This window comes from Spirillospora sp. NPDC000708 (genome assembly GCF_040299565.1).
Classification (GTDB): Bacteria; Actinomycetota; Actinomycetes; order Streptosporangiales; family Streptosporangiaceae; genus Spirillospora.
In genome coordinates this window covers 45,387-65,712 of record NZ_JBEPCJ010000014.1, presented here as the reverse complement: position 1 = coordinate 65,712, position 20,326 = coordinate 45,387, and the positions used below count along the sequence as shown (strand labels likewise).

At 70.5% G+C, this 20,326-nt stretch carries 20 protein-coding genes and 1 pseudogene; 6 read left to right on the top strand and 15 right to left on the bottom strand.

All coding sequences use genetic code 11. From position 1 onward, the window contains the following. Positions 1–526 precede the first annotated feature (526 nt). Both ABT299_RS13080 and ABT299_RS13075 read left to right on the top strand, forming a co-directional pair. Entirely contained in the window at positions 527–2,020 is a 1,494-nt protein-coding gene (locus ABT299_RS13080; RefSeq protein WP_500250855.1) for a tetratricopeptide repeat protein, read from the top strand. A 368-nt stretch (positions 2,021–2,388) separates the two neighbouring features. Next, positions 2,389–3,228, top strand: a complete 840-nt coding sequence (locus ABT299_RS13075) for an IS5 family transposase (protein WP_500250933.1) — start codon at positions 2,389–2,391, stop codon at positions 3,226–3,228. A 28-nt stretch (positions 3,229–3,256) separates the two neighbouring features. Here ABT299_RS13075 and ABT299_RS13070 read toward each other — a convergent pair whose 3' ends face one another. After that, complete coding sequence (locus ABT299_RS13070) at positions 3,257–4,459, bottom strand: aromatic ring-hydroxylating oxygenase subunit alpha (protein WP_500250854.1); 1,203 nt, start codon at positions 4,457–4,459, stop codon at positions 3,257–3,259. A 142-nt stretch (positions 4,460–4,601) separates the two neighbouring features. Between ABT299_RS13070 and ABT299_RS13065 the strand changes: the two genes are divergently transcribed. Further along, positions 4,602–5,225, top strand: coding sequence for a TetR/AcrR family transcriptional regulator (locus tag ABT299_RS13065; protein WP_500250853.1), 624 nt, complete (start codon positions 4,602–4,604; stop codon positions 5,223–5,225). Between the two features lie 204 nt (positions 5,226–5,429). On the opposite strand, the gene ABT299_RS13060 is transcribed toward ABT299_RS13065, so the two are convergent. Further along, on the bottom strand, positions 5,430–5,717 hold the full coding sequence (locus ABT299_RS13060) for a transposase (protein WP_500250852.1): 288 nt from the start codon (positions 5,715–5,717) through the stop codon (positions 5,430–5,432). Positions 5,718–6,341: 624 nt separating this feature from the next. Then, positions 6,342–6,779: a hypothetical protein gene (locus ABT299_RS13055; protein WP_500250851.1), complete on the bottom strand. Its 438-nt coding sequence runs from the start codon at positions 6,777–6,779 to the stop codon at positions 6,342–6,344. A gap of 765 nt (positions 6,780–7,544) precedes the next feature. Here ABT299_RS13055 and ABT299_RS13050 point away from each other — a divergent pair. The 3 genes and pseudogenes from ABT299_RS13050 to ABT299_RS13040 all read left to right on the top strand — a co-directional run bounded on the left by ABT299_RS13050 (position 7,545) and on the right by ABT299_RS13040 (position 9,772). Continuing rightward, entirely contained in the window at positions 7,545–8,111 is a 567-nt protein-coding gene (locus ABT299_RS13050; protein WP_500250850.1) for a TIGR03086 family metal-binding protein, read from the top strand. Positions 8,112–8,209: 98 nt separating this feature from the next. After that, complete coding sequence (locus tag ABT299_RS13045; protein WP_500250849.1) at positions 8,210–8,389, top strand: hypothetical protein; 180 nt, start codon at positions 8,210–8,212, stop codon at positions 8,387–8,389. 212 nt (positions 8,390–8,601) lie between these two features. Continuing rightward, positions 8,602–9,772: pseudogene (locus ABT299_RS13040) on the top strand (IS3 family transposase). Between the two features lie 670 nt (positions 9,773–10,442). On the opposite strand, the gene ABT299_RS13035 reads toward ABT299_RS13040, so the two are convergent. The 12 genes from ABT299_RS13035 to ABT299_RS12980 all read right to left on the bottom strand — a co-directional run bounded on the left by ABT299_RS13035 (position 10,443) and on the right by ABT299_RS12980 (position 20,326). After that, entirely contained in the window at positions 10,443–10,625 is a 183-nt protein-coding gene (locus ABT299_RS13035) for a hypothetical protein (RefSeq protein ID WP_500250848.1), read from the bottom strand. 246 nt (positions 10,626–10,871) lie between these two features. Beyond that, complete coding sequence (locus ABT299_RS13030; protein ID WP_500250847.1) at positions 10,872–11,687, bottom strand: HpcH/HpaI aldolase/citrate lyase family protein; 816 nt, start codon at positions 11,685–11,687, stop codon at positions 10,872–10,874. Further along, positions 11,684–12,838: an acyl-CoA dehydrogenase family protein gene (locus ABT299_RS13025; protein WP_500250846.1), complete on the bottom strand. Its 1,155-nt coding sequence runs from the start codon at positions 12,836–12,838 to the stop codon at positions 11,684–11,686. Before ABT299_RS13025 ends, ABT299_RS13030 begins: the two co-directional genes overlap by 4 nt. Next, positions 12,838–13,197 carry a Zn-ribbon domain-containing OB-fold protein gene (locus tag ABT299_RS13020; protein ID WP_500250845.1) on the bottom strand — a complete coding sequence of 120 codons (360 nt, stop codon included), beginning with the start codon at positions 13,195–13,197 and terminating at the stop codon, positions 12,838–12,840. The genes ABT299_RS13025 and ABT299_RS13020 overlap by 1 nt, the downstream gene beginning before the upstream one ends. After that, on the bottom strand, positions 13,194–14,336 hold the full coding sequence (locus ABT299_RS13015) for an acetyl-CoA acetyltransferase (RefSeq protein ID WP_500250844.1): 1,143 nt from the start codon (positions 14,334–14,336) through the stop codon (positions 13,194–13,196). Before ABT299_RS13015 ends, ABT299_RS13020 begins: the two co-directional genes overlap by 4 nt. After that, complete coding sequence (locus tag ABT299_RS13010; protein ID WP_500250843.1) at positions 14,333–14,743, bottom strand: MaoC/PaaZ C-terminal domain-containing protein; 411 nt, start codon at positions 14,741–14,743, stop codon at positions 14,333–14,335. Before ABT299_RS13010 ends, ABT299_RS13015 begins: the two co-directional genes overlap by 4 nt. Then, complete coding sequence (locus ABT299_RS13005) at positions 14,740–15,231, bottom strand: FAS1-like dehydratase domain-containing protein (RefSeq protein WP_208271859.1); 492 nt, start codon at positions 15,229–15,231, stop codon at positions 14,740–14,742. Before ABT299_RS13005 ends, ABT299_RS13010 begins: the two co-directional genes overlap by 4 nt. Beyond that, the gene (locus ABT299_RS13000; protein WP_500250842.1) at positions 15,228–16,280 is read right to left on the bottom strand and encodes a Rid family hydrolase; all 1,053 of its coding nucleotides are present in this window, start codon (positions 16,278–16,280) and stop codon (positions 15,228–15,230) included. The genes ABT299_RS13005 and ABT299_RS13000 overlap by 4 nt, the downstream gene beginning before the upstream one ends. After that, positions 16,277–17,629: an MmgE/PrpD family protein gene (locus ABT299_RS12995; protein WP_500250841.1), complete on the bottom strand. Its 1,353-nt coding sequence runs from the start codon at positions 17,627–17,629 to the stop codon at positions 16,277–16,279. The genes ABT299_RS13000 and ABT299_RS12995 overlap by 4 nt, the downstream gene beginning before the upstream one ends. Beyond that, entirely contained in the window at positions 17,626–18,831 is a 1,206-nt protein-coding gene (locus tag ABT299_RS12990; RefSeq protein ID WP_500250840.1) for a CaiB/BaiF CoA transferase family protein, read from the bottom strand. The genes ABT299_RS12995 and ABT299_RS12990 overlap by 4 nt, the downstream gene beginning before the upstream one ends. Continuing rightward, positions 18,828–19,811, bottom strand: coding sequence for an LLM class flavin-dependent oxidoreductase (locus tag ABT299_RS12985; protein WP_500250839.1), 984 nt, complete (start codon positions 19,809–19,811; stop codon positions 18,828–18,830). The genes ABT299_RS12990 and ABT299_RS12985 overlap by 4 nt, the downstream gene beginning before the upstream one ends. Then, a complete protein-coding gene (locus ABT299_RS12980; protein WP_500250838.1) occupies positions 19,808–20,326 on the bottom strand; it encodes a MaoC family dehydratase in 519 nt (172 codons plus the stop codon). Before ABT299_RS12980 ends, ABT299_RS12985 begins: the two co-directional genes overlap by 4 nt.

Genomic DNA, 20,326 nt, shown 5'->3' with positions numbered 1-20,326 from the left:
GTGAACCTGGCGTACGCGTGGCCGATCGCCTTGTGGAACTCGGTGATGGCCTCGGCCATGCGGCGCGCATCGGCCATCCACCGCCCTCGGTCGGACCCCACCAGCGGCTGACGCCGGCGGCGGAGGTGAACAGCGCCGACACGGTGGCGGGGTCGGCGGGCAGGTTCAGGACCGCGGTGTAGTCCTCGGCCCGCGTGCTGGTGGCTCCGGTCATCGTCCCGGCCCCCTCTTCGTTGTACAAGCATTCACTTGTACAAAGAGCTGCTTGTGAAAGTAGCAGCTCAGCCCATCTGTCAACAGGTGGCGAAAGCCGCAACGCGGCGAGCCCGGCGCCCCAGAGTCGGCAGTACGTCCCGCCACGGAACTCCTGCGCGGCTGACCCGGGGTTGCTTGCCGCAGTGCTCGCAGCGCGCGCCGACCATCAGCATGTGCCGCGCACATGCCGCGTATCGGTGGTGGGTGGCGGCCTGTTGTGCCGCGGGGCAGACGGCGGCATCCTCGTCGAGATCACCCTAGGGGGGCCGCCATGGGCAACCGGGAACTCATCGGCCAAGGGCTGCAGCAGTTGCAGGCAGGGCTGCGTCCCTTCGTGGAGCAGACGATGTCCGCCGCTCGGGGGCGCGATTGGGTTCAGGACAAGCGGCGGCGCGACAACGAGCGCCTCGGGCCCGGGAGGCGCTCCTCCAGTCTGAGCGACCCGCGCTTTCTGCTCCGGGTGATCACCGAGGAGCGCCAGATCTTCCGCAGTGCTTTAACACGGTCAGGGCTACCGCTGACCTCACGGCTGCGCACGGTCGGTAATACCTACGCCCATGAGTTCGAGGACTCGGCCTTCGACGACACCGCCACCCATCAGGCGCTGACCGCGATGTCGCGGTTGCTGCGTCTGGCCGGTGCCGTCCATCACGCCAACGCCGTTGAGGCCCTCACCGGCGCCCTGGCCGACGACTTGCCCAATCTGCCCGGTGTCCCGTACCGCCGCAACGACCGCCCCAGGCCTGCGTCGCCTCGTCACTCCCCACAGCAGGGGCTCTGCGACGGCACGTCGGCCCCGGACGGCCTCGACGACCGTGACGGAGTCGAATCCTTCAACGACCGTGTCGCCCAAGCGGTCGAGGTGGGTGAGGCAGGTCGGCCCGACCTGGCCGTGGAGCACCTACAGGAAATCCTGAACGACATGCACGGCACGCTCGACCCTGCACACCACGACGTACTGGTCGTTCGGCACGAACTCGCCAACTGGCAAGGGGAGGCCGGCGCGCCCGCCGAGGCGGTGAAGGCCTTCGGCGGCCTGCTGTTCGACGAGTTGAACGTGCTGGGCCCTGACCATGTGGAAACTCTGACCACCCGCAACGACCTCGGCCACTGGATCAGTGAGGGCGGCGACGCCGCCGGGGCCCGCGAGATCTTCACCGACATGCTCCCCCGCTGCACCCGGGTTCTGGGCTCCGACCACATCGTCACCTTGGCAGCGCGGAACAACCTGGCGCGTTGCACCGGCCGAGTTGGGGACGCCGCAACAGCCCGCGACCAGTTCAGCGACCTGGTCCCCTGCTACGAACGCGTCCTTGGCCCCGACCACCCCATCACCTTGGGGGTGCGCAACAACTTGGTGCAGTGGACCGGCGAAGCCGGCGACACCGCCAAAGCCCGCGCCCTGGCCGGCGGCCTGCTCCTGCACCACGAACGCCTCCATGGCCCCGACCACCACGACACCCTGATCGCGCACGGCGTCCTGGCGCATTGGACCGGCCGGGCCGGCGACGCCGCAACGGCCCGCAACCTGTTCACCGACCTGCTTCTTACCTACGAAAGGCTCTTCGGCCCCGACCACCACACCACGTTGCTCGCGCGCGTCGAAATGGCGCGATGGACCGGTGAGGCCGGCGACCCCGCAACAGCCCAAGACCTGGTCGGCGACCTGCTCCTGCGCCGCGAACGCCTCCTGGGCCCCGACCACCCCGACACCGCGGCCACTCGCAAGTACCTGGCGCACTGGCGCGCGAAAGCGGAACCGTAATCGATCCACCTGCGGTATGACCAATTCGCCGTAGGGCATCGGGCGGCGGCTGTTCGGACGTCGAGATTGTGGTGATCAAGCCGTCTAACAGGGGCTTCTTCGTTTCACCGGCCGAACGTCAGCATCGCGATCACTCCGTGATCACCATCACCCCAGGATGATGAAAAAGGGTCAGTGGATCAATGAGCCTTTTTCAGCGACAGTTCCGTGTGCACAGTCTTGAGGCTTTTCGGGGCTATGGAGGCGGATGTGGGGTCGGTTCGCCCGCATAATTCTGTCTCGTCCCAGAACCTCAAGTGAGCGCGCTCTGCCTTGCCGGATTCTGCATACGCCTGGGCATCTGGTTCCGCGTGGCGTACAGCCTGGTCATGGGCACACGCCGTGGTTATCCCAGTGATCTGTCCGATGCCCGCTGGGCGTTGATCGAGCCGGTCCTGACCGCCTGGCGCGAGGAACGCATGGCCGGTGCGCTGGCCATCGGCCGTCCACCCGAGCACGACCTGCGCACCCTGATGAACGCGATCTTGTACGTCGACCGGACCGGCATCCCGTGGCGCTACCTGCCGCACGACTTCCCGCCCTACCAGACCGTGTACGCCTACTTCGCCCGCCGGCAGCGCGACGGAGTATTCGCCCAGCTCACCGGGCTGCTGCGTGACCTGGTCCGCGAGCAGGAAGGGCACCGGGCCCAGCCCAGCGCCTGCATCATCGACTCCCAAAGCGTCAAGACCTCCATCGACGTGCCCACCGCCGGCCAGGGCACCGATGCCGGCAAGAAGATCGTGGGCCGCAAACGCCACATCGTCACCGACACCCTCGGGCTGCTGCTGGCGGTGCTGGTCACCGCGGCCAGCGTGCCGGACGGCACCGCCGGCATGCAGCTGCTGACCGGCGTGGCCGCGACCCACCCGACGATCACCAAGGCATGGGCCGATACCGCCTACCGCACCAAGGTCATCGACCACGCCGCCACCCTGGGCATCGACCTGGAGCCCGTCCGCCGCGACCCCGCCACCAAAGGATTCGTGCCGCTACCGCGACGCTGGGTGGTGGAGCGCACGTTCGGCCGGCTGATGTTGCACCGCCGCCTGGCACGCGACTACGACACCTTGCCGGCCCGATCCGAAGCCATGGTCCACGTCGCAATGATCAACCTGATGAGCCGCCGCCTCACCGGCGAGGCCACTGTCACCTGGCGGGGCACTTGACACCACAGATACAGGACGAAACTCCCTCTTAGGGGCGATCGGTGTCGAGGGCGATGTCCAGGACGTCGGCCATGGTGCGGATCATGTGCTGGACGCCGATCTCGTTGCGGCCGATGAGCATGTGGTCGTGCTGGCCGTTGCGGACGCCGTCGCCGCAGCTGGGCAGCATGAGGAAGTCCTCGTCGCGGACGGCGGCGTGGACCTGTTCGTACACCTCCTGGTACATGGCCGTGGTCGCCTCGTCCGTGGCGGGGGTGAGACCCATCCAGCTGTGCCGCACGGTGCAGGTGGTCGGTGCGTCGTGGGGGAGCATGTCGATGATCTCCACGCCGACCGGGCTGTTGGCCAGGATGAGGTTGGGATAGACCCAGTAGATGAGGCCCATGTTCGCGCTCGGGGTGCGGTCGGGCCGCGTCGCTTCGTCGGGGGCGTCGGCCAGGGCGGTGATCCAGTTGAAGGGGAAGCCCATCCGGTGGTGCCGGCCGAAGGTGTCGTGGATCGAGGTGTCGGCCATGGTGTTCTGGCCGATGAGGCTCTTGCCGTGGACGAAGGGGAAGTGGTAGCCCTCCGCGAAGGCCTCAAGCGCGCCCTTCCAGCTCACGCCTGAGGTGAACTCCCGGGCCGTCAGGTAGCCGTAGTCCTGGTACCTCCACTGGGCGAGCTCGGCGTCCAGCGGGCCGAGGTGGGCGTCCAGGTCCAGCGGGGCGTCGGCGGTCAGCACCGCCCACACGAACCCGTGGCGCTCCTGCGAGGGGAGCTCGACCAGGCCGTAGCGGCTCTTGTCCAGGTCCGGGAAGCCGGCCCGGCCGGGGAACGAGGCCAGGCAGCCCTTGGTGTCGTAGGACCAGGCGTGGTACGGGCAGGTGAAGCGGCGGGCGACGCCTTCGCCTTCGGCGGGCCGGGCGCCGCGATGGCGGCAGTAGTTGAGGAAGACGTGCGCCTTGCCGTCGGCGTCCCGGGTGACCAGCAGCGAACTGCCCAGGACCGTGCGGACGAAATAGGCATGCGGCTCGGTGAGCTGCGCGCTCTGCCCGATGGCGAGCGGGGTGGTCTTGAGCAGCGCGAGCTCGCGCTCGTACAGGGCGGGATCGCGGTAGTACGACAGCGGCACCGCCAGGGTGCTGTCGGCCATCTCCGTCGTCTTGCGCACGGCGATGTCCAGGGCGCGGTCGGTCAGCGATTCGTCCAGCGGCGCGCTGGAGCGGCCGGGGGGCACGGCGATGTCCGTCATAAGGCGACCATACATATAATGGTAGTCGTCTAGTCAAGAGCGCTCGGCGACCCTGTGCGCGGGCCGGGGCCGATCGCGGCCCCTTAGGATCGCGGGGATCCGTCCGAGGAACGGCGGCAGGTGGATCGGAGGCGGGCGCGCGATGGCCAGGACGCATGGATGGCGCGGTGACCAGCCGGGCGACGACGTCGAGGCCCGAGGCCGGATCATCAGGGCGACGATGCGGTGCATCGACCGGTACGGGGCCAAGACCCGCCTGGCCGACGTCGCCAAGGAGCTCGGCGTCACCCGGCAGACCGTCTACTTCTACTTCGCCGGCACCGAGGAACTACTCGTGGCCGCCGCCCAGCACGCCGTCGGCGACTTCCTGGACCGGCTCGCCGCGCACGTCGCCCCCATCAGCGGCGACGCCGAAATCCTGGCCGAGGGCATGCTCCATACGATCCAAGAGCTGCCAAACGATCCCTACCTCGGGATCCTGCTGCCCAGCGGCCATACCGGCACCTTCACCCAGAGCATCACCTCGCCCACCGCGATGGCGCTCGGCCGCATGATCCTCACCCGCTTCGACATCGACTGGACCGCCCGCGACTACACCGCCACCGACCTGGACGAGCTCGTCGAACTCATGCTCCGGCTGCTGCAGTCCTTCGTCATAGACCCCGGCCATCCGCCCCGGTCGCCGGAGGAATTCCGCGCCTACCTCCGCCGCTGGTTCAGCAGACTTCTCCACTCCCCCTCGCCCGCCACAGCGGACGGCGACTGACCCCGGCCCGGCCCCGCACGCATGGCCGGTGTGCCCTTCCCGCGCCTCGGTCGCGACCGCGCCCACTCCACCTCGGCCTCGGTCGGCGTAAACGCCTCCGCCAACCCAGGCGCCGACAACACCCGCGCAAACTGCGGATACGCGGTCCGATCGATCGAGGTCACCCGCAACCCCAGGACCGCCGCCAACCCGACGCCGATCACCCTAACGATCAACCGTCAGGCCATGATCCCTAATGACTCGTTCACCGGACTCGATGCCGGGGCGGGAGATGCACGGCACGATTCCGCGTCGCCGCAACCAGGTCGGGTGCTCGGCGGAGTGGTACGCCTTGTCGGCGCGCATCTTCACCGGCCGTCGCCGACGTGGCCCACGGCGCGATCGGATCGCTGGCAACGCCATCAGCAACGGCTTGAGGGCCTGGCTGTCGTGGACGTTGGCCGCCGAACACAGCGACCACCAGCGGCAGCCCAGCAGCGTCGGACAGCACATGGAGCTTGCTGCCCTTCTTGCCCCGATCGACCGGATTGGGGCCGGTCAGCGTGGCCGTCCGCCCATCGCCGGTTCACCGCCTCGGGCGGGGCTGTGGCCGCGGCTGCATCGCGCGATGCTGGACGAGCTGGGTGCGCGGGGCCAGGTGGACTGGGCATCGGCGATCGTGGACGCCGCGGCTGTCCGCGCGAAAAGGGGGCACGATCGCGGTGAACACCGCCCGATCGTCCACCGCCGCCGTCCCGCCACCCTGCCGCCGCGGTCTGAACACCGGGATCAGCGGCTCGACAAGCTCCCACAACTCATCCGGCACCAGACGCACCGCAAGATCCGACGACACGATTCCGCATTGTCCCGCAGGACGCGTAATTCTTCTGCGGCAGCTCGGCCGGCAATCCCAGGAGCATCGCCCACGCCGTACGGTGTGGCTCCACTCGAGGAAACCGGCAGGCCGACCGGCCCATCAGCTCCTCGAACATGCCCCGCCACCGGCCACCGCACGATCTTTGGATGTCCACACAACACCCGGTGATCACGCGGAGGCCGTTCGTACCTACCTCGCGGTCTGGGTATCAATGCATCAACCCCACGCGACCAGCGAGATCACCATCTACAGCTGGAGTACTAGTTGGGGATGACGTTCTCCGCGCCGAGCAGATGCTCGTACGGGTCGTCGTCGGCACCGATGGACTCGGGCATGTCGTAGTAGGTCTTGATCGTCAGGTCGCCGTTTTCAGCCCAGGTGAAGGTCTCGATGCTGTGGGTCCGCAGGGTCTTGCCGTTGGCCGTGAACAGGCACTCGATGACCCAGGCCATCTCATCTCCGTTGACGTGCGCGACGACCATGTTCATCTTGAGGTGCTCGTTGAACATGTCCCAGGCCTCAGAGGTGGCGTGCGCCAGCCCGTGCTTCTCCTTCGTCCCCACGGGGTCGAACATGCGGACCTCGCCCTGCGCGAGCGTGGCCCAAGAGGCGAGCCATTCCTCGCGCCGTCCTTCGTTCCAGTAGGGACAGTGGATTCGAGCGTGTGCAAGCCGCGCCTCGCGGGACGGAACACCCATCAGGACTCCTTGACGTAACCGGGGATCCTGACAGTAGGCCAGAAATTGGACACGTGTCCAGCAAAACCTGCCAGCGGCTGCCCCAGGTGATCGTCAAGGCTCCTGCCGTGGTGCGCGGTCAGGGCGGGCAGCCGGTCCCGAACCCACTGGTCCGCTGCTATGAACGAAACGCCATGCGCGGCTCTCGGCGCCGGAACAAGGCGGCCACCGACGCCTCAAGCCCTCCAGCAGCGCGAGGTGATCCGGATGAGCTACGGCCGAGGGGACGGTCGTCGTCACATGGCGTTTCGTCACAGTTCATCATGACCACAACGGCCGTCACCCATGCCGACCAACACATCCGTTACCTGCAATGAGCCCACAACATCACGAACTACAGTTGCCGTGATAACCCACATGAGACACCCTCTTAAAGGATGCACGTAGCCACTTAAAGCGTGTTCCTTGTTGTCAAGCAAACTTTTTCTAGGCGGCGCGCACCACATCCACCGCGCGAGGCGCCCTGTTCGGCGCAGCCGATCTAACATCGCCGCACCCCGCTCAATAGCGCGTGCGCAGCAGCGGAGGTTTCAGTGCCGATCAATGTGCCGGGCGGCCAGCAGCCGGACCGCCTCCAATTGGCCCGGCGATCACGGACGCGCGGCGTGCCTGGGTTAGCGCTCGACGAGATCGATGAGCGGACGCGAAACTTCTGCCCGCAGGGTCCACGGAGCAGTCCGCTTCGGGCGGCATGAGGCGCATGTCTACACGCCCTACCGTGGGCAGATGGACGACCACCCGACCATGCGAGCACTCGCCGCCGCTCTACGGTCCTGGCACGTACTCCTTGATGGGATCGATACGGCTGATCTCACGCTCGCCACCGTCAATCCCGGCTGGAGCGTCGGCGACGTCATCAATCACGCGATCGCGGTCACCGCCAAGTTCACCGCCTCCGCCGATGGCACGACCGACCGGCCACGCACTTCGCGCCACGACTTCATCGGCACCGACCACCGCGCCGCGTGGGGCCTCGCCGCCGATCATGCACTAACCGCCTGGCGTAGCGCCGATCCGCGCCGACACTGCCGTCTTCCCTTCGGCACCTTCACCGCCCAGCAGGCCGCCGGCATCAACTTGTTCGACCTGCTAGCCCACGGCTGGGACCTTCACCAAGCCACAGGTGCCACCTTCACCTGCACGGACGCGACATGGACGGCCGGTCTCGACGCCGCTCGCCTCGCCATTGGGATGCAGAGAGACCTCCGCCACTACGCCCCGGAAATTCCAGCACCGTCCGAAGCGGCCCCGCAGACCCGCCTGTTGAACTACTTGGGACGGCGCCCTACCTGAGCGCCAGCAGAGCACGGCAACCTAGAAATCGAGTAAGACCACGCTATCTCGACCCGCCTCACTTGGTGAGTCGGCGGTCGCAGATGAGGGCGGCGGCCATGCCGACGAAGGGCAGGAAGTGTTCGGGTACGCGTTCGCGGCGGCGCTGCAGGCGCGCGCTGGAGGACGCGCGCGCCGACGCCGCGGCCGTGCGCGAGCAGCTCGGCGCCGCCACCGAACGCGCCCGCGCAGCCGAGGCACGCGCGCAGGCCCTCGAACGCGCCGCCGAAGCCGAGTGACACCGCACGCGCGCCAAGCGCGCGCCGTGCGGGAGCGGGTGCTTGCTGGGGTCGGGCTGGCCGTGCTGGCGGTGGGCTATGCGGTGGCGCTGTGGCGGATCTCCGGCTGGACGGGAAGGGCAAACCAGCCCGCCACGTCTGTGGGGACCTCCCCCTTGATTGTGGACACCTCGAGACCTGGATCATGAGTGGTCAAGGGAGAGGAGTCCTTGTTGGGGACGTTCAGGTACCCGGCGGAGTTTCGCTCTGACGCGGTGGCCTTGGTGCGGTCGTTGGGCAAGCCGATCGCCCAGGTCGCCAAGGAGCTTGGGGTCAACCATGAGACGTTGCGGACCTGGGTGCGTGCGGCCCAGACCGCAGAGCTTCCCGGGCGGCGGCCGAGTCGGCCAAGGACGCCGAGTTGGCCCGGCTGCGCAAGGAAGTCGCCGAGCTGAAGCTCGAGCGGGAGATCTTGCGCAAGGCGGCCGCCTATTTCGCTCGGGAGACGTTGGATTGAGCCGCTTCTCCTTCGTCGAAGCCCACCATCGCGCGTTCGGCGTGAAGCGGCTGTGCCGGGTTCTGGGTGTCTCACGGTCGGGGTTCTATCGGTGGCGGCAGGCCAGTGCCGCCCGGGCCGCCCGCAAGGCCGCAGACCGGTCTCTGGCCGAACGGATCCGTAGGATCCACGCCGGCTCCGGCGCGACCTATGGATCGCCGCGGGTGCACTCCGAACTGCGCGACCAAGGGCATCGGGTGAATCGCAAACGCGTCGAGCGGATGATGCGCGAGCACGCCATTGTCGGCCGGCATCTGCGCCGCCGGTGCCGGACCACTGTGCCCGATCGGTCGGCCTCGCCGGTGCCGGACCTGCTGCGGCGTGACTTCAGTGTCGGGGCGGCTGACGTGCGCTGGTGCGGTGATGTGACCTATCTGCCGGTCGCCGGGAGGTGGATGTACTTGGCGACCGTGATCGATATCGGGACCCGGCGGCTGCTCGGCTACTCCATGGCCGAGCACATGCGTGCCGAGCTGGTCGTCGATGCCCTCAACGCCGCCGTGGCCACACGTGGCGGGAACGTCGCTGGAGTGATCTTCAATTCCGACCACGGGGCCCAGTACACCTCCCAGGCATTCGCCGAGGCATGCGCGGCGGCTGGAGTCCGCCGGTCGATGGGAGTGGTCGGCTCCAGCGCTGGCAACAGCCTGGCCGAGGCGTTCTTCGCCGGCCTCAAGCGCGAGATCTTGCCCGCCGGGGGGGGTGGCTGGCCCAGCACGGGCCAGGCCCGGATGGAGGTGTTCCGCTGGCTGACCTTTTACAACACCCGAAGGAGACATTCGGCCCTCGGCTACCTCAGCCCGGTCGAGTACGAACAGAGATCATCTAGGCTGGCAGCCGCCGCATAGCAACCGGTGTCCACGATCAGGGTGGAACCCCATCCGCAGGGTGTCGAGTTGCTGGGATCCGCCCACCGGCATCCGTGTTCATCCAGGTGTGAGGCGGCCTTGTCCGGCGATCCACTCCATCGACACGAATCAAGGGCGACTGACGCTGCAGCGACCTCCGCCGCTGAATATGACCTTGTTCGTCGTTGAGCACCTCCAACCTTGCGGGCAGGAGCAGAGGGAGCCAGTTGGGGAGCCACCGTAGGTGGACTCCCCCGGACCCACCTCGACTCTCCCAGAGCGTTTCTGCAGGTGAGGGGCTCCCCGATCGACTTCCATCGACCTTGATCCACTGATCTTCTGTGCCTGGGGGTCAAGGGGTCGTGGGTTCAAATCCCGCCGTCCCGACAGAGTTTATGCAGGTCAGAGGGCTAAACTGGAGTCGCTCCGGGGCTCCCTGAACGGCGCTCGGGAGCCATAAGGGGAGCCAGCAGCCGCGGACTCACAGCCAGAAAGCGGCTTTCGTCCCAGTGGATAGATCACGTTAGCCGGAAACGCCGCACCGAGCCCATGACGCTCGGTCAAAAGGTCCTCCCCGGTCGCGTCCAGCGGAACTTGCATATGAGGGCGATGCAGCGGGTGGCGTGCTGGACGCCGGCGCTTTTGCGGGGGCAGTTGCCCAGGATTTTGATCACTTCATGTGCGCGAAGACGTGCTCGACGCGGATGCGCACGCGTTCGTGGACGGTGTTGAGATCGTGCTGCCAGGCGGGCAGCTCGCCAGCGTCGCGGGGCCGCCGGTAGGGTGTCGGCGCCGTGCCGGTCAGCGACCGGGGCCGGCAGACTCCACCGTCGCCCATTGCCGACCTGCTCACCGCCACTACCTGCAACGATCCGCACCAGACGTCGGGACTGCCGCACCGACAGGACGGTGAACACCGGCACCCATTCGTCCCGATCGACCTTGATCAGCCGCTCCACGTCAAGGACAACGATCTTGATCGCCGGCGTATGCGGTTCACGACCTCATGAGCGAACACCGCTGCCGAACCGGCTTGCGGCCGGGTCCCTCAGCAGGACCCGGCATGGAGCCGTTCGAGCGACGATCCCCACGTCGCGGGTCAGGTGAGGAGGGTGCGGGCGGCGCGGACGACGGCCTCGTCGACCAGGCGGCCGTCCTCACCGACGGACACGGCGGAGCCGGAGGCCAGGGCGGCCTCGTGGCGGGCGAGCAGGGCGCGGGCCCGATCCAGCTCGGACGGTGTCGGAGTGAAGACCTCCGCGGCGACCTGAAGCTGAGCCGGGTGAATGCAGGCGCGGCCGCGGAAGCCGAGCCGCTTGAGGCGCAGCGTGGTCGCGCGAAAGGCATCGAGGTCGCGGAACTCGGTGGAGACCGGGCCGATCGGCGCACGGAGCCCGGCGGCGGCGGACGCCGCGACCACCTGGGACCTGGCCCAGAGCAGCTCGGACTCGTCCGGGCCGGGGGTGACGCCGAGGTCGGCGGCCAGGTCGGCCTCGCCGAGCTGGAGGCCGGCGACCCGCGGCGCGGCCGCGATCTCGGGTGCCGCCAGGACGGCGGCGGCGGACTCCAGCAGCGGAACGACGGAGAGGCCGGGCGCGCCCGCGAGGGCGGCGTCGAGGGCGTGCAGGTCGTCCGCACTTTCGACCTTGGCGGCGCACAGGCCGTCGAGGCCGGGGCCGGCGACCGCGCGGGCGTCGGCGCGGCCGAGTTCGCCGGGATTGACGCGGACGGTGACGTGCGGCCGGTCGGCGGGCAGCGTGCGGAGCCAGGCCGCGACGGCGGTGCGGGTCTCCGCCTTGGCGGCGAGGGGTACCGCGTCCTCCAGGTCGACGATCAGTTCGTCGGCGCCGAGCGTCAGGGCCTTGGTGAGGCGGTCCGGGCGGTCGCCCGGGACGTAGAGTGCGGTCGTCCTCACCCGACGGTCTCCTGACCGGAGGTCAGCGCCTTGGCGATGACGGTGCGCATGATGTCGTTGGTGCCCTCGCCGATGCTCATCAGCGGCGCGTCCCGGTAGAGGCGCTCGACGGTGAACTCCTTGGAGTAGCCGTAGCCGCCGTGGACCTGCATCGAGGCGAGGGCGCAGTCGATGGCGGCCTCGCTGGCGAAGGTCTTGGCCATGCCCGCCTGCATGTCGACGCGGTCGCCGGCGTCGGCGCGGGACGCGGCCCAGTACACGAGCAGCCGGGCGGCCTGCACCTTGATCGCCATGTCCGCGATCTTGAGCTGGATCGCCTGGAAGTCCTGGATCGGGCGGCCGAACGCCTCGCGCCGCGCCGCGTACCGCAGCGCCTCGTCGTAGGCGGCCTGCGCGATGCCGAGGGACCGGGCGGCGACGTTGATGCGGCCGGTCTCCAGGCCGGACAACACCTGCTGCATGCCGCGCCCCTCGGCGCCGCCGAGCAGGTTCCCGGCGGGGACGCGCACGCCGTCGAACACGATCTCGCATGACTCGGTGCCCTTGTAACCGAGTTTGGGCAGGTCGCGCAGTACCTCGAAGCCGTCCTCGACGATCAGGACGGACATGCCGCGGTGCGCGGGCGAGGCGGACGGGTCGGTCTTGACCAGCACGGGCAGCGGGCCGGCGTGCCGGGCGTTGGTGATCCAGGTCTTGCGCCCGTCGATCACGTAGTGGCCGCCGTCGCGGCGCGCGGTGGTGGCGATGCCCTGCAGGTCGGTGCCGGCGCCGGGTTCGGTGAGGGCGATGCCGGTGCGGCGGCGGCCGGCGGCGAGGTCGGGCAGGAACCGGGCCTTCTGCTCGGCGGTGCCGTGCCGGGCGATCATCCAGCAGGACAGCGAGTGGCTGCCGAGGATGCCGGCGATGCCCATCCAGCCCTTGGAGATCTCCTCGAAGACGAGGGCGAAGGAGACCATGTCGGCGCCGAGGCCGCCGTACTCCTCGGGGACGGTCAGCCCGAACAGGCCGAGCCCCTTCATCGTCTCGACGATCTCGGCCGGGTATCGGTCGGCGGCCTCCCATTCCCGGGCGACGGGCCGGATCTCGCGGTCGACGAAGTCGCGGAGGGCGTCGCGGAAGAGGCGCTGCTCTTCGGTCAGTTCGAAGTCCATCAGGCGTCCTTGGCGAAGACGGGGAGGTGGCGGCCGTCCGGGAGGGGCCGCCAGCCGAGCCGGACGGGCTCGTCGCAGGTCCAGGGGCCGGGGCCGTCCAGGTGGGTGAGGATGATCGGGCCTTCGGCGAGCCGGACCCGCGCGACGGTGTAGGGCACCTCGGCGTCCGGGGACGGGGCGCGGTGCACGACGGTGAACGAGTCGACGGTGCCGCGCCCGGAGGCGTCGGCGAACTCCAGGTCGGTGCCGCCGCAGCGGGTGCACAGTTCGCGCGGGTAGTGCTGGGCGTGGCCGCAGGCGCAGCGCTGGACGACCAGGCACCTGTCCCGGGTGGCGTCCCACCACCGGTCCTCGATCACCGGTCGGCTCCCAGCAGGACGGTGGCGTGGCTGGACAGGATGCCGCCGGTGCCGTGCGCGAGCGCGACCTCGGCGCCGCGGACCTGCCGGTCGCCGCATTCGCCGCGCAGCTGCCGGACGGCCTCGACGAGCAGCAGCAGCCCGTATTGCCCGGGGTGGCAGTAGGACAGGCCGCCGCCGTTGGTGTTCAGGGGGAAGGCGCCGCCGGGGCGGGTCCGAGCGCCGGCGACGAATCCGGCGGCCTCGCCGGGCGCGCAGAACCCGAGCCCTTCGAGGGTCAGCAGGACGGTGATGGTGAAGGAGTCGTAGACCTCGGCGACGTCCACGTCGGACGGTCCCAGCCCGGCCATCGCGAACGCGCGGCGTCCGGAGTCGAACGAGCCGGGGCGCAGCAGGTCGTCGGCCGAGGTCATGCTGGTGTTGGTGGTGGACTCGCCGTAGCCGAGGACGACGACCGGCGGCCGCCGCAGGTCGCGGGCGCGTTCCAGCGAGGTGAGGACGACGGCGCCGCCGCCGTCGGTGACGAGGCAGCAGTCGGCGGACGTCAGCGGCGTCGAGATCATCGGCGCGTCGAGGACATCACCGGCGTTGAGCGGTCCCCCGCCGTACCGGAACGCCTTCGGGTTGCGCAGCGCCCATTCCCGCGCGGCGACGGCGACCTCGGCGATCTGCTCGCGGCCGGCCTTGTAGGCGTGCAGGTAGCGCTGCGCGGCCATCGCGTAGTACGAGATCGGGTACAGCGGCGCGTACGGCGACTCGAAGATCGCCTCGGGGGTGTGCGGGTCGGCGGCGCCGCCGAGCGACCGCGACCGCGCGGACCGCTGGTTCGACGCGAACGCGATGAGGACGGTGCGGCACTGCCCCGCGTCGATGGCCTGCGCGGCGCGGGCGACGAACATCTCGAACGCCGATCCCCCGGCGAACGTCGAGTCCGTCCAGGACGGCCGGACGCCCAGGTAGTCGGCCAGCTGGGTGGCGGAGAACCGGGAGACGCCGGTGGTCGCGACGCCGTCGACGTCGCGGAGCGCGAGCCCGGCGTCGTCCAGCGCGCGGCTGATCGCCTGCGCGTGGAGGGCGAGGACGGACGCGCCGGTGACGCCGAGGTCGGATTCGGCGGCGCCGGCGATCGCGACCGTCACAGCGCCCCTCCTGGAACGCGCACCTCGCAGCCGGCGGGGGCGACGGCGACGCGGCCGTCCTCCACCACCTCGACCTGCTGCTCGATGGTCACCAGGTCGCCGTCCACCGCCGTGACGGTCCCGGTGCAGCGGACGGTCTCGTTCGCGAACACCAGGTTCTTGAACCGGAACCGGAGGGTCGCCAGCCGCGCGGACGGGCCGAGCCAGTCCTGCACCTGCTCGGCGAGCAGCGCGCCGAACACCTGGCCGTCCACGACGGGTGCGGGGAGCCTGCGCTGTTCGAGGAACGCGGGGTCGTAGTGCATGCGCTGCCAGTCCCACGTCGCGCCCGCGTAGGCGATCATGTCGGCGAGTTCGATGCGCCGTACCAACTCGGGGACCGCGTCCCCCACCGCGACGGCCGTCATGCGATCTCCACGTAGATCAGCGTCTCCTCGTTGGTGGCGAGCGGTTCGCCGCGCTGGTCGGTGTAGGCGGCGGTGGAGGTGACGATGAGCATCGCCTGCCCTCTGCCGTTGACCCGCTCGGTGATGTCGCTGATCCGCCAGGTCGCGGTGATGACGTCGTCCGGGCGGACGGGACGGTGGAACGCGTAGGAGTTGCCGCCGCGCACCAGCCGCGTGCCGGGGACGTCCAGATGCCACAGGTGCCCGGCGTACCCGTCGTCGCCGCGCGGCAGGCCGGTGTACTGGTTCGTCTCCATGATGAGCGTGGGCGGGGCGATGACGCCGCCGTACCCGTGCTCGCGCGCGTAGGCGTCATCGGTGTAGAGCGGGTTGCCGTCGCCGACGGCCTGCGCGAAGTACCGGATCGACGCGCGCCCGAGCTCCTCCGGCGCCGTGTAGACGACCTCGCTCCCGATGAGCGCCTTCATCTCCTCGGTCAGCAGGCTCATGCGCTCTCTCCCGCCGGGGCGAGCACCGCCGTCGGGACGACCTCGATCAGGAAGTCGGGGCGCAGCAGGGCCGAGCACACCACCGAGGACAGCGCCGGGGAGTCGCCGAAGTACCTGCGGCGGATCTCGGCGACGTCGCCGTAGCCGGCGACGGCGTCCGGGGTGAGGTACTCGACGAGCCGGACGACGCCGCCGTAGGGCGGCCGGTCGCCGAGGCCCGCCTCGCGGAGCGTCGCCGCGATGGAGGCGTAGACGTACTCGGCCTGGGCGAGCAGGTCGCCGTCGAAGATGCCCTTCTGGGTGGCGGGTTCGAGCGCCCCGAACCCCGACATGAACAGGGTGCCGCCCGCCGCGACGCCCGGCTTGTAGGTGAGCGTGTCGTACCGCTTCCAGCCGGGGTTGACGGTCTTCAGCGTCGCGGTCGACGCGGTCGCGTCCAGCGACACCATCGCGCCCGGCACGACCGGCCGGTCGACGATGATGCCGGCGGCGCCGGGGTACACCCCGTCCCCGGTGCCGAGGAGTTCCTTGCGGACCCGGCCGCAGCGCGGGTACTCCGACCGGGTCGCGCTCGCCGTGTAGTCGGTCGTCTGGACGAGCGCGCCAAGCCCGAGCCCCGCGGCTTTCAGCAGGTCGGCGGCCTGTTCGAGGCACTGCCGGTACTGGGAGCGGAAGTCGCCGCCGCGCGGGTGGAGGCTCGGGAGGTAGACGGTGCCGCCGGCGACGCGGACCGTGCCGCGATGCATGCCGTCGTCGAGCGCGGCCTCGATCAGCTCGCCGCCGCCGGGGAAGGCGGTCAGCTCGACGGCCAGGTCCTCGCCGCCGGGCAGCGCTTCGACGGCCACCGTCGCGACCGGCGCGCGGTGGGCGCCGAGCGAGTCCCGACGGGCCGCGTCGACCTCGGCGTACATCGCGAGCGCGGTCCCGGTGGCGTACTCCACGACATGGACGACGTCGCACGGCCCCGCACCGGCCTTCGCCAGCTCCGCGAGGGCCCGCCCGTAGGCGCCCCGGACCGTCCCGGCACAGGCGGACAACCGTAAGGTCATGCTTCCTCCGTTGCTGGTCGCCGCGCCTCCAGGACCGCGAGCAGCGGCCGGGTCGACGTGCGGTCGGGCAGGGCGAGGATCTCGGTCACGTGCCCGGGGTCGCCCAGGTTCGCGAGGGCCTTCTCCCGGACGGTCCGGTCGATGCCGGGATCGTCCGGGCCGCCGCCGCTGCGCGGGACCTCGGCGCGGATCTCGCGGCCGTCGCGGGTGACGGCGCGGAGCCGTCCCGGCTGGTCGGCGGCGGCGCCGCCGAAGTCGACGACCTCGGTGCGGACGCGGCCGGCGAGGGCGAGCACCTCGGGACGGTCGATCGCGTCGTAGGTCGCGGTGGTCACCGAGCCGTCGATCACCATGGCGGCCACGCTCCAGGGCAGGCTGAACTTCGCGTCGTAGGGCGTGCGGGGCCGCTCCTTGCCGGGCGCGCAGACGATCGGCGCGGCGTCCGGGTGCACCTCGGCGGTGATGCTCTCGACCCCGGCGCCGTGCAGGCCGCGTGCGGCGTCGAGCTGGGCGTGCAGGAGCTGGCAGGCGGGATACGGCTTGACGGTGATCCGGGTCAGCTCCCATCGCTCGCCGAGCCCGTCGACGACCGCCGCCGGTTCGACGCGGCGGCCGAGCAGCGCCCCGTACAGGCCGTGCTCGCCCTCGATCACCGTGCCGGGCCCGGTGGCGCCGTGGCACGCGAGGGTCGCGGCGAGCACTCCCGCGCGCGCGGCGAAGCCGGCGTGCAGTTGCTTGGTGGACGCGCCGGTGTTGAGGAACTCCAGCAGGCCGCCGGCCTGGCTCCCGGCGATGCCGAGGGCATGGACGGTCTCGTCGACGGTCAGCCCGCGCATCCGGGACGCGGTGAGCGCGGCGGCGAGCACCCCGCAGGCGGCGGTGGCGTGCAGGCCGCGGGAGTGGAAGCCGTGCGGGGCCGCGGCGCCGAGCCGGCAGATGGCCTCCAGCCCCACCATGGCGCCGAGCAGAAGGTCGGGTCCGCCGAGCCCGAGCGCCTCCGCCTCCGCGAGCGCGACCGGGACGACGGGCGCGGACGCGTGCACGAGCCCGCCCGCGTGGGTGTCGTCGAAGTCGAGCGCGTGCATCAGGACGCCGTTGGCGAACGCCGCCTCGGCCCTCGTCACGCGGCCTTGGCCGGCGGGCTGCCCGATGACGGTCGCCTCGGGACGTCCGCCGCCCAGCTCCAGCGCGGTCAGGACGGCGGCGTCGGCGGCGTTCCGGCGGGATGCGGCGACCGCGCATCCGAGACCGTCCAGGACCTGCCGAAGCGCGGCGCGCCGCACGGGTTCCGGCACGTCCTCATGGATGAGCCCGAGCGCCCATTCCGCGAGTGCGCGGGCGGCCGTCATGCGGGCACCGGGCCGAAGGCGCCCGCGGCGGCGAGTTCGGCGACGCGTTCGGCGGTGTAGCCGAGGACCTCGGCGGTGACGTGGGCGAGGTCCTCACCGCGCTGCGGGGCGCGCCGGTAGGCGGGCGGCCGGTCGCCGGCCCGGACCGGCGAGGCGAGGTTCTTCACCGTCCCGTAGCGGGGGTGGCCGGTCTCGACGACGAGGCCGCGGGCGGCGGTGTGCGGTTCGGCGAGCGCGGCGGCGACGTCGTTGACCGGCCCGCACGGGACGGACGCGGCGTACAGGGGCTCCAGCCATTCGGCGACCGTCCGCGTCAGGAACAGCGGTTCGAGCAGGTCGAGCAGGTCGCGGGCGTTGCTCTGCCGGTCCGCGAACGTCGCGAAGCGCGGGTCGCCCGCCAGGTCCGGACGGCCGAGGACGGTGGTGAGCCGCCGCCAGAACTTCTCCTTCGCGCAGCCGACGACGAGCCAGCCGTCCTTGGCGCGGAAGTTCTGGAACGGCACCAGTGACGGGTGCGCGGAGTGCCGGGTGCGGGACGGGACGAACCCGGCGTTGAGGTGCCAGACGCCCGGGTAGGTGAGCATGGAGATCGCCGTGTCGTACAGCGAGACGTCGCAGTCCATCCCGGCGCCGTCGCGGCGGGCGGCGTGCAGGGCGGCCAGCAGCGACAGCACGGCCACGTAGCCGCCGGAGTAGTCGACGAGGGACAGCCCGGACTTGGCGGGCGGCCCGTCCGGCTCGCCGGTCAGGTCCATCCAGCCGGCGAGGCCCTGCAGGATGTAGTCGTAGCCTGGCTCCTTCGAGCGCGGGCCGGTCATGCCGAAGCCGGTGAGCGAGCAGCACACGATCCGCGGGTTGAGGTGCTTGAGGTCGTCGTAGGTGATGCGCAGCTTGGCGGGCACGTCGCCGCGCAGGTTGGAGTAGACCGCGTCGGAGACCCGGACGAGCTCCTCGAACACCGTCCGGCCCGCCTCGGTGGACAGGTCGAGCGACACCGACCGCTTGTTGCGGTTGAACGCCTCGTGGAACAGCGAGTCCTCGCCGTCGGCGTACGGGGGGACGTAGCGGCCGACGTCGCCGCCGGTCCACGGGTCCTCGATCTTGATGATCTCGGCGCCGAGGTCGGCCAGGTGCAGCGAGCCGAACGGGCCCGCGCCGTACTGCTCCAGCGAGACGATCCGCACGTCCTCCAGCGGCCTCATGCCAGCTCCTTGATCAGGTCGATGATCCGGGCCTGCGCGGTGCGGATCTCCTCGGGGGCGAGCCCGTGCGCGGGGGGCGTCAGCTTGATCGTCGTGGCGTGCCCGGCGTAGTCGGCGATGCGGTCGGCGACCTGCCCGGCGGTGCCGCTGAGGGTGAGCGCGCCGACCATCCGGTCGGGCACGGCGGCGGCGAGGCCGTCGGCGCGCGCTCTGGCGCGGAAGGCGTCGGCCACCGCGTTCTGCTCGGCGGCGAGGTCGTGGAAGGCGAAGAAATCGGCGTAGGTGCGGACCGACGCGTAGAACCCGGCCACCCCCGCGGCACGCCGGCGCGCCTCCGCCGGGTCGTCGTCGATGGAGCAGGCGGCCGACACAACGATGTCCATGCCGGGACGCAGCAGGGGCAGGGCGCGCTCGCGCAGCCACGCGGGCGAGCACAGCTCGTGCGAGATCCAGCCGTCGGCGATCTCCCCGGCCAGGCCCGTCATCACCGGGCCCGTCCCGGCGAGGTAGACGGGGAACGGGGTGGCGGGGAAGGGTCGCCGGTAGCCGCGCACCCGCAGGCTCGCCAGCTCACCTTCGACGGTCATCGGCTCGCCGGACGCGGCGTGCGCGGCGAAGTGCCGGATGATCGCGACGGTCTCGCGGAGCCGCGCGGCCGGGCGCTCCCAGCGCACGCCGTGCCAGTCCTCGTTGAGCCGCTTCACGCCGGTGCCGAGGCCGAGGACGAACCGTCCGCCGGACAGCTCGGCGAGGTCGAGAGCCTCCAGCGCGGTGGTCATCGGGCTGCGGGCGAAGGCCAGCGCGATCGCCGTGCCGACCTGGGCGCGGCGGGTTCCGGCGGCGACCGCCGCCGCCGGGACGGTCGCACTGCGGTGCAGTTCGGGGAGCCACACGGCCTCCGCGCCGGCGTCCTCGGCGGCCCGCGCGGCCTCGACCAGCTCGGCGAGGGTCTCGCCCCACGGCCCGTAGGTGATCCTCATGCCGTCATCGGCCCGGTCTTGGCCTCGGGGAAGTACTTCTTGTCGTGGGGCGCGTCCCGCTTGTAGACCATGACGGTGCGCGTCCACGAGACGACCTCGTCGCCGTCCTGGTTCAGGCCGCGGGTGTCGGCGGTGACGATGCCGGCGTAGGGCCGGGACGCCGACTCCCGCATGCCGGTGATCAGCGACTCGGCGTAGAGGGTGTCGCCGACGAACACCGGGTGGGTGAGCCTGATGTCGGTCCAGCCGAGGTTCAGCAGCGCGGTCTGGCTGATGTCGATCACCGACAGGCCGAGGACGAGCGCGACCGTCAGGCCCGAGTTCACGATGACCCTGCCCGTCGGGGAGCGGGCGGCGAAGTCGGCGTTGTAGTGGTTCTGGTTGGTGTTCAGCGTCAGCAGCGTGAACCAGGTGTTGTCGCTCTCGCCGATGGTGCGGCCGAACGGGTGCTGGAACACGTCGCCGACGGCGAAGTCCTCGTAGTACCGGCCGATCCGGGCTTCGTGGACGGTCAT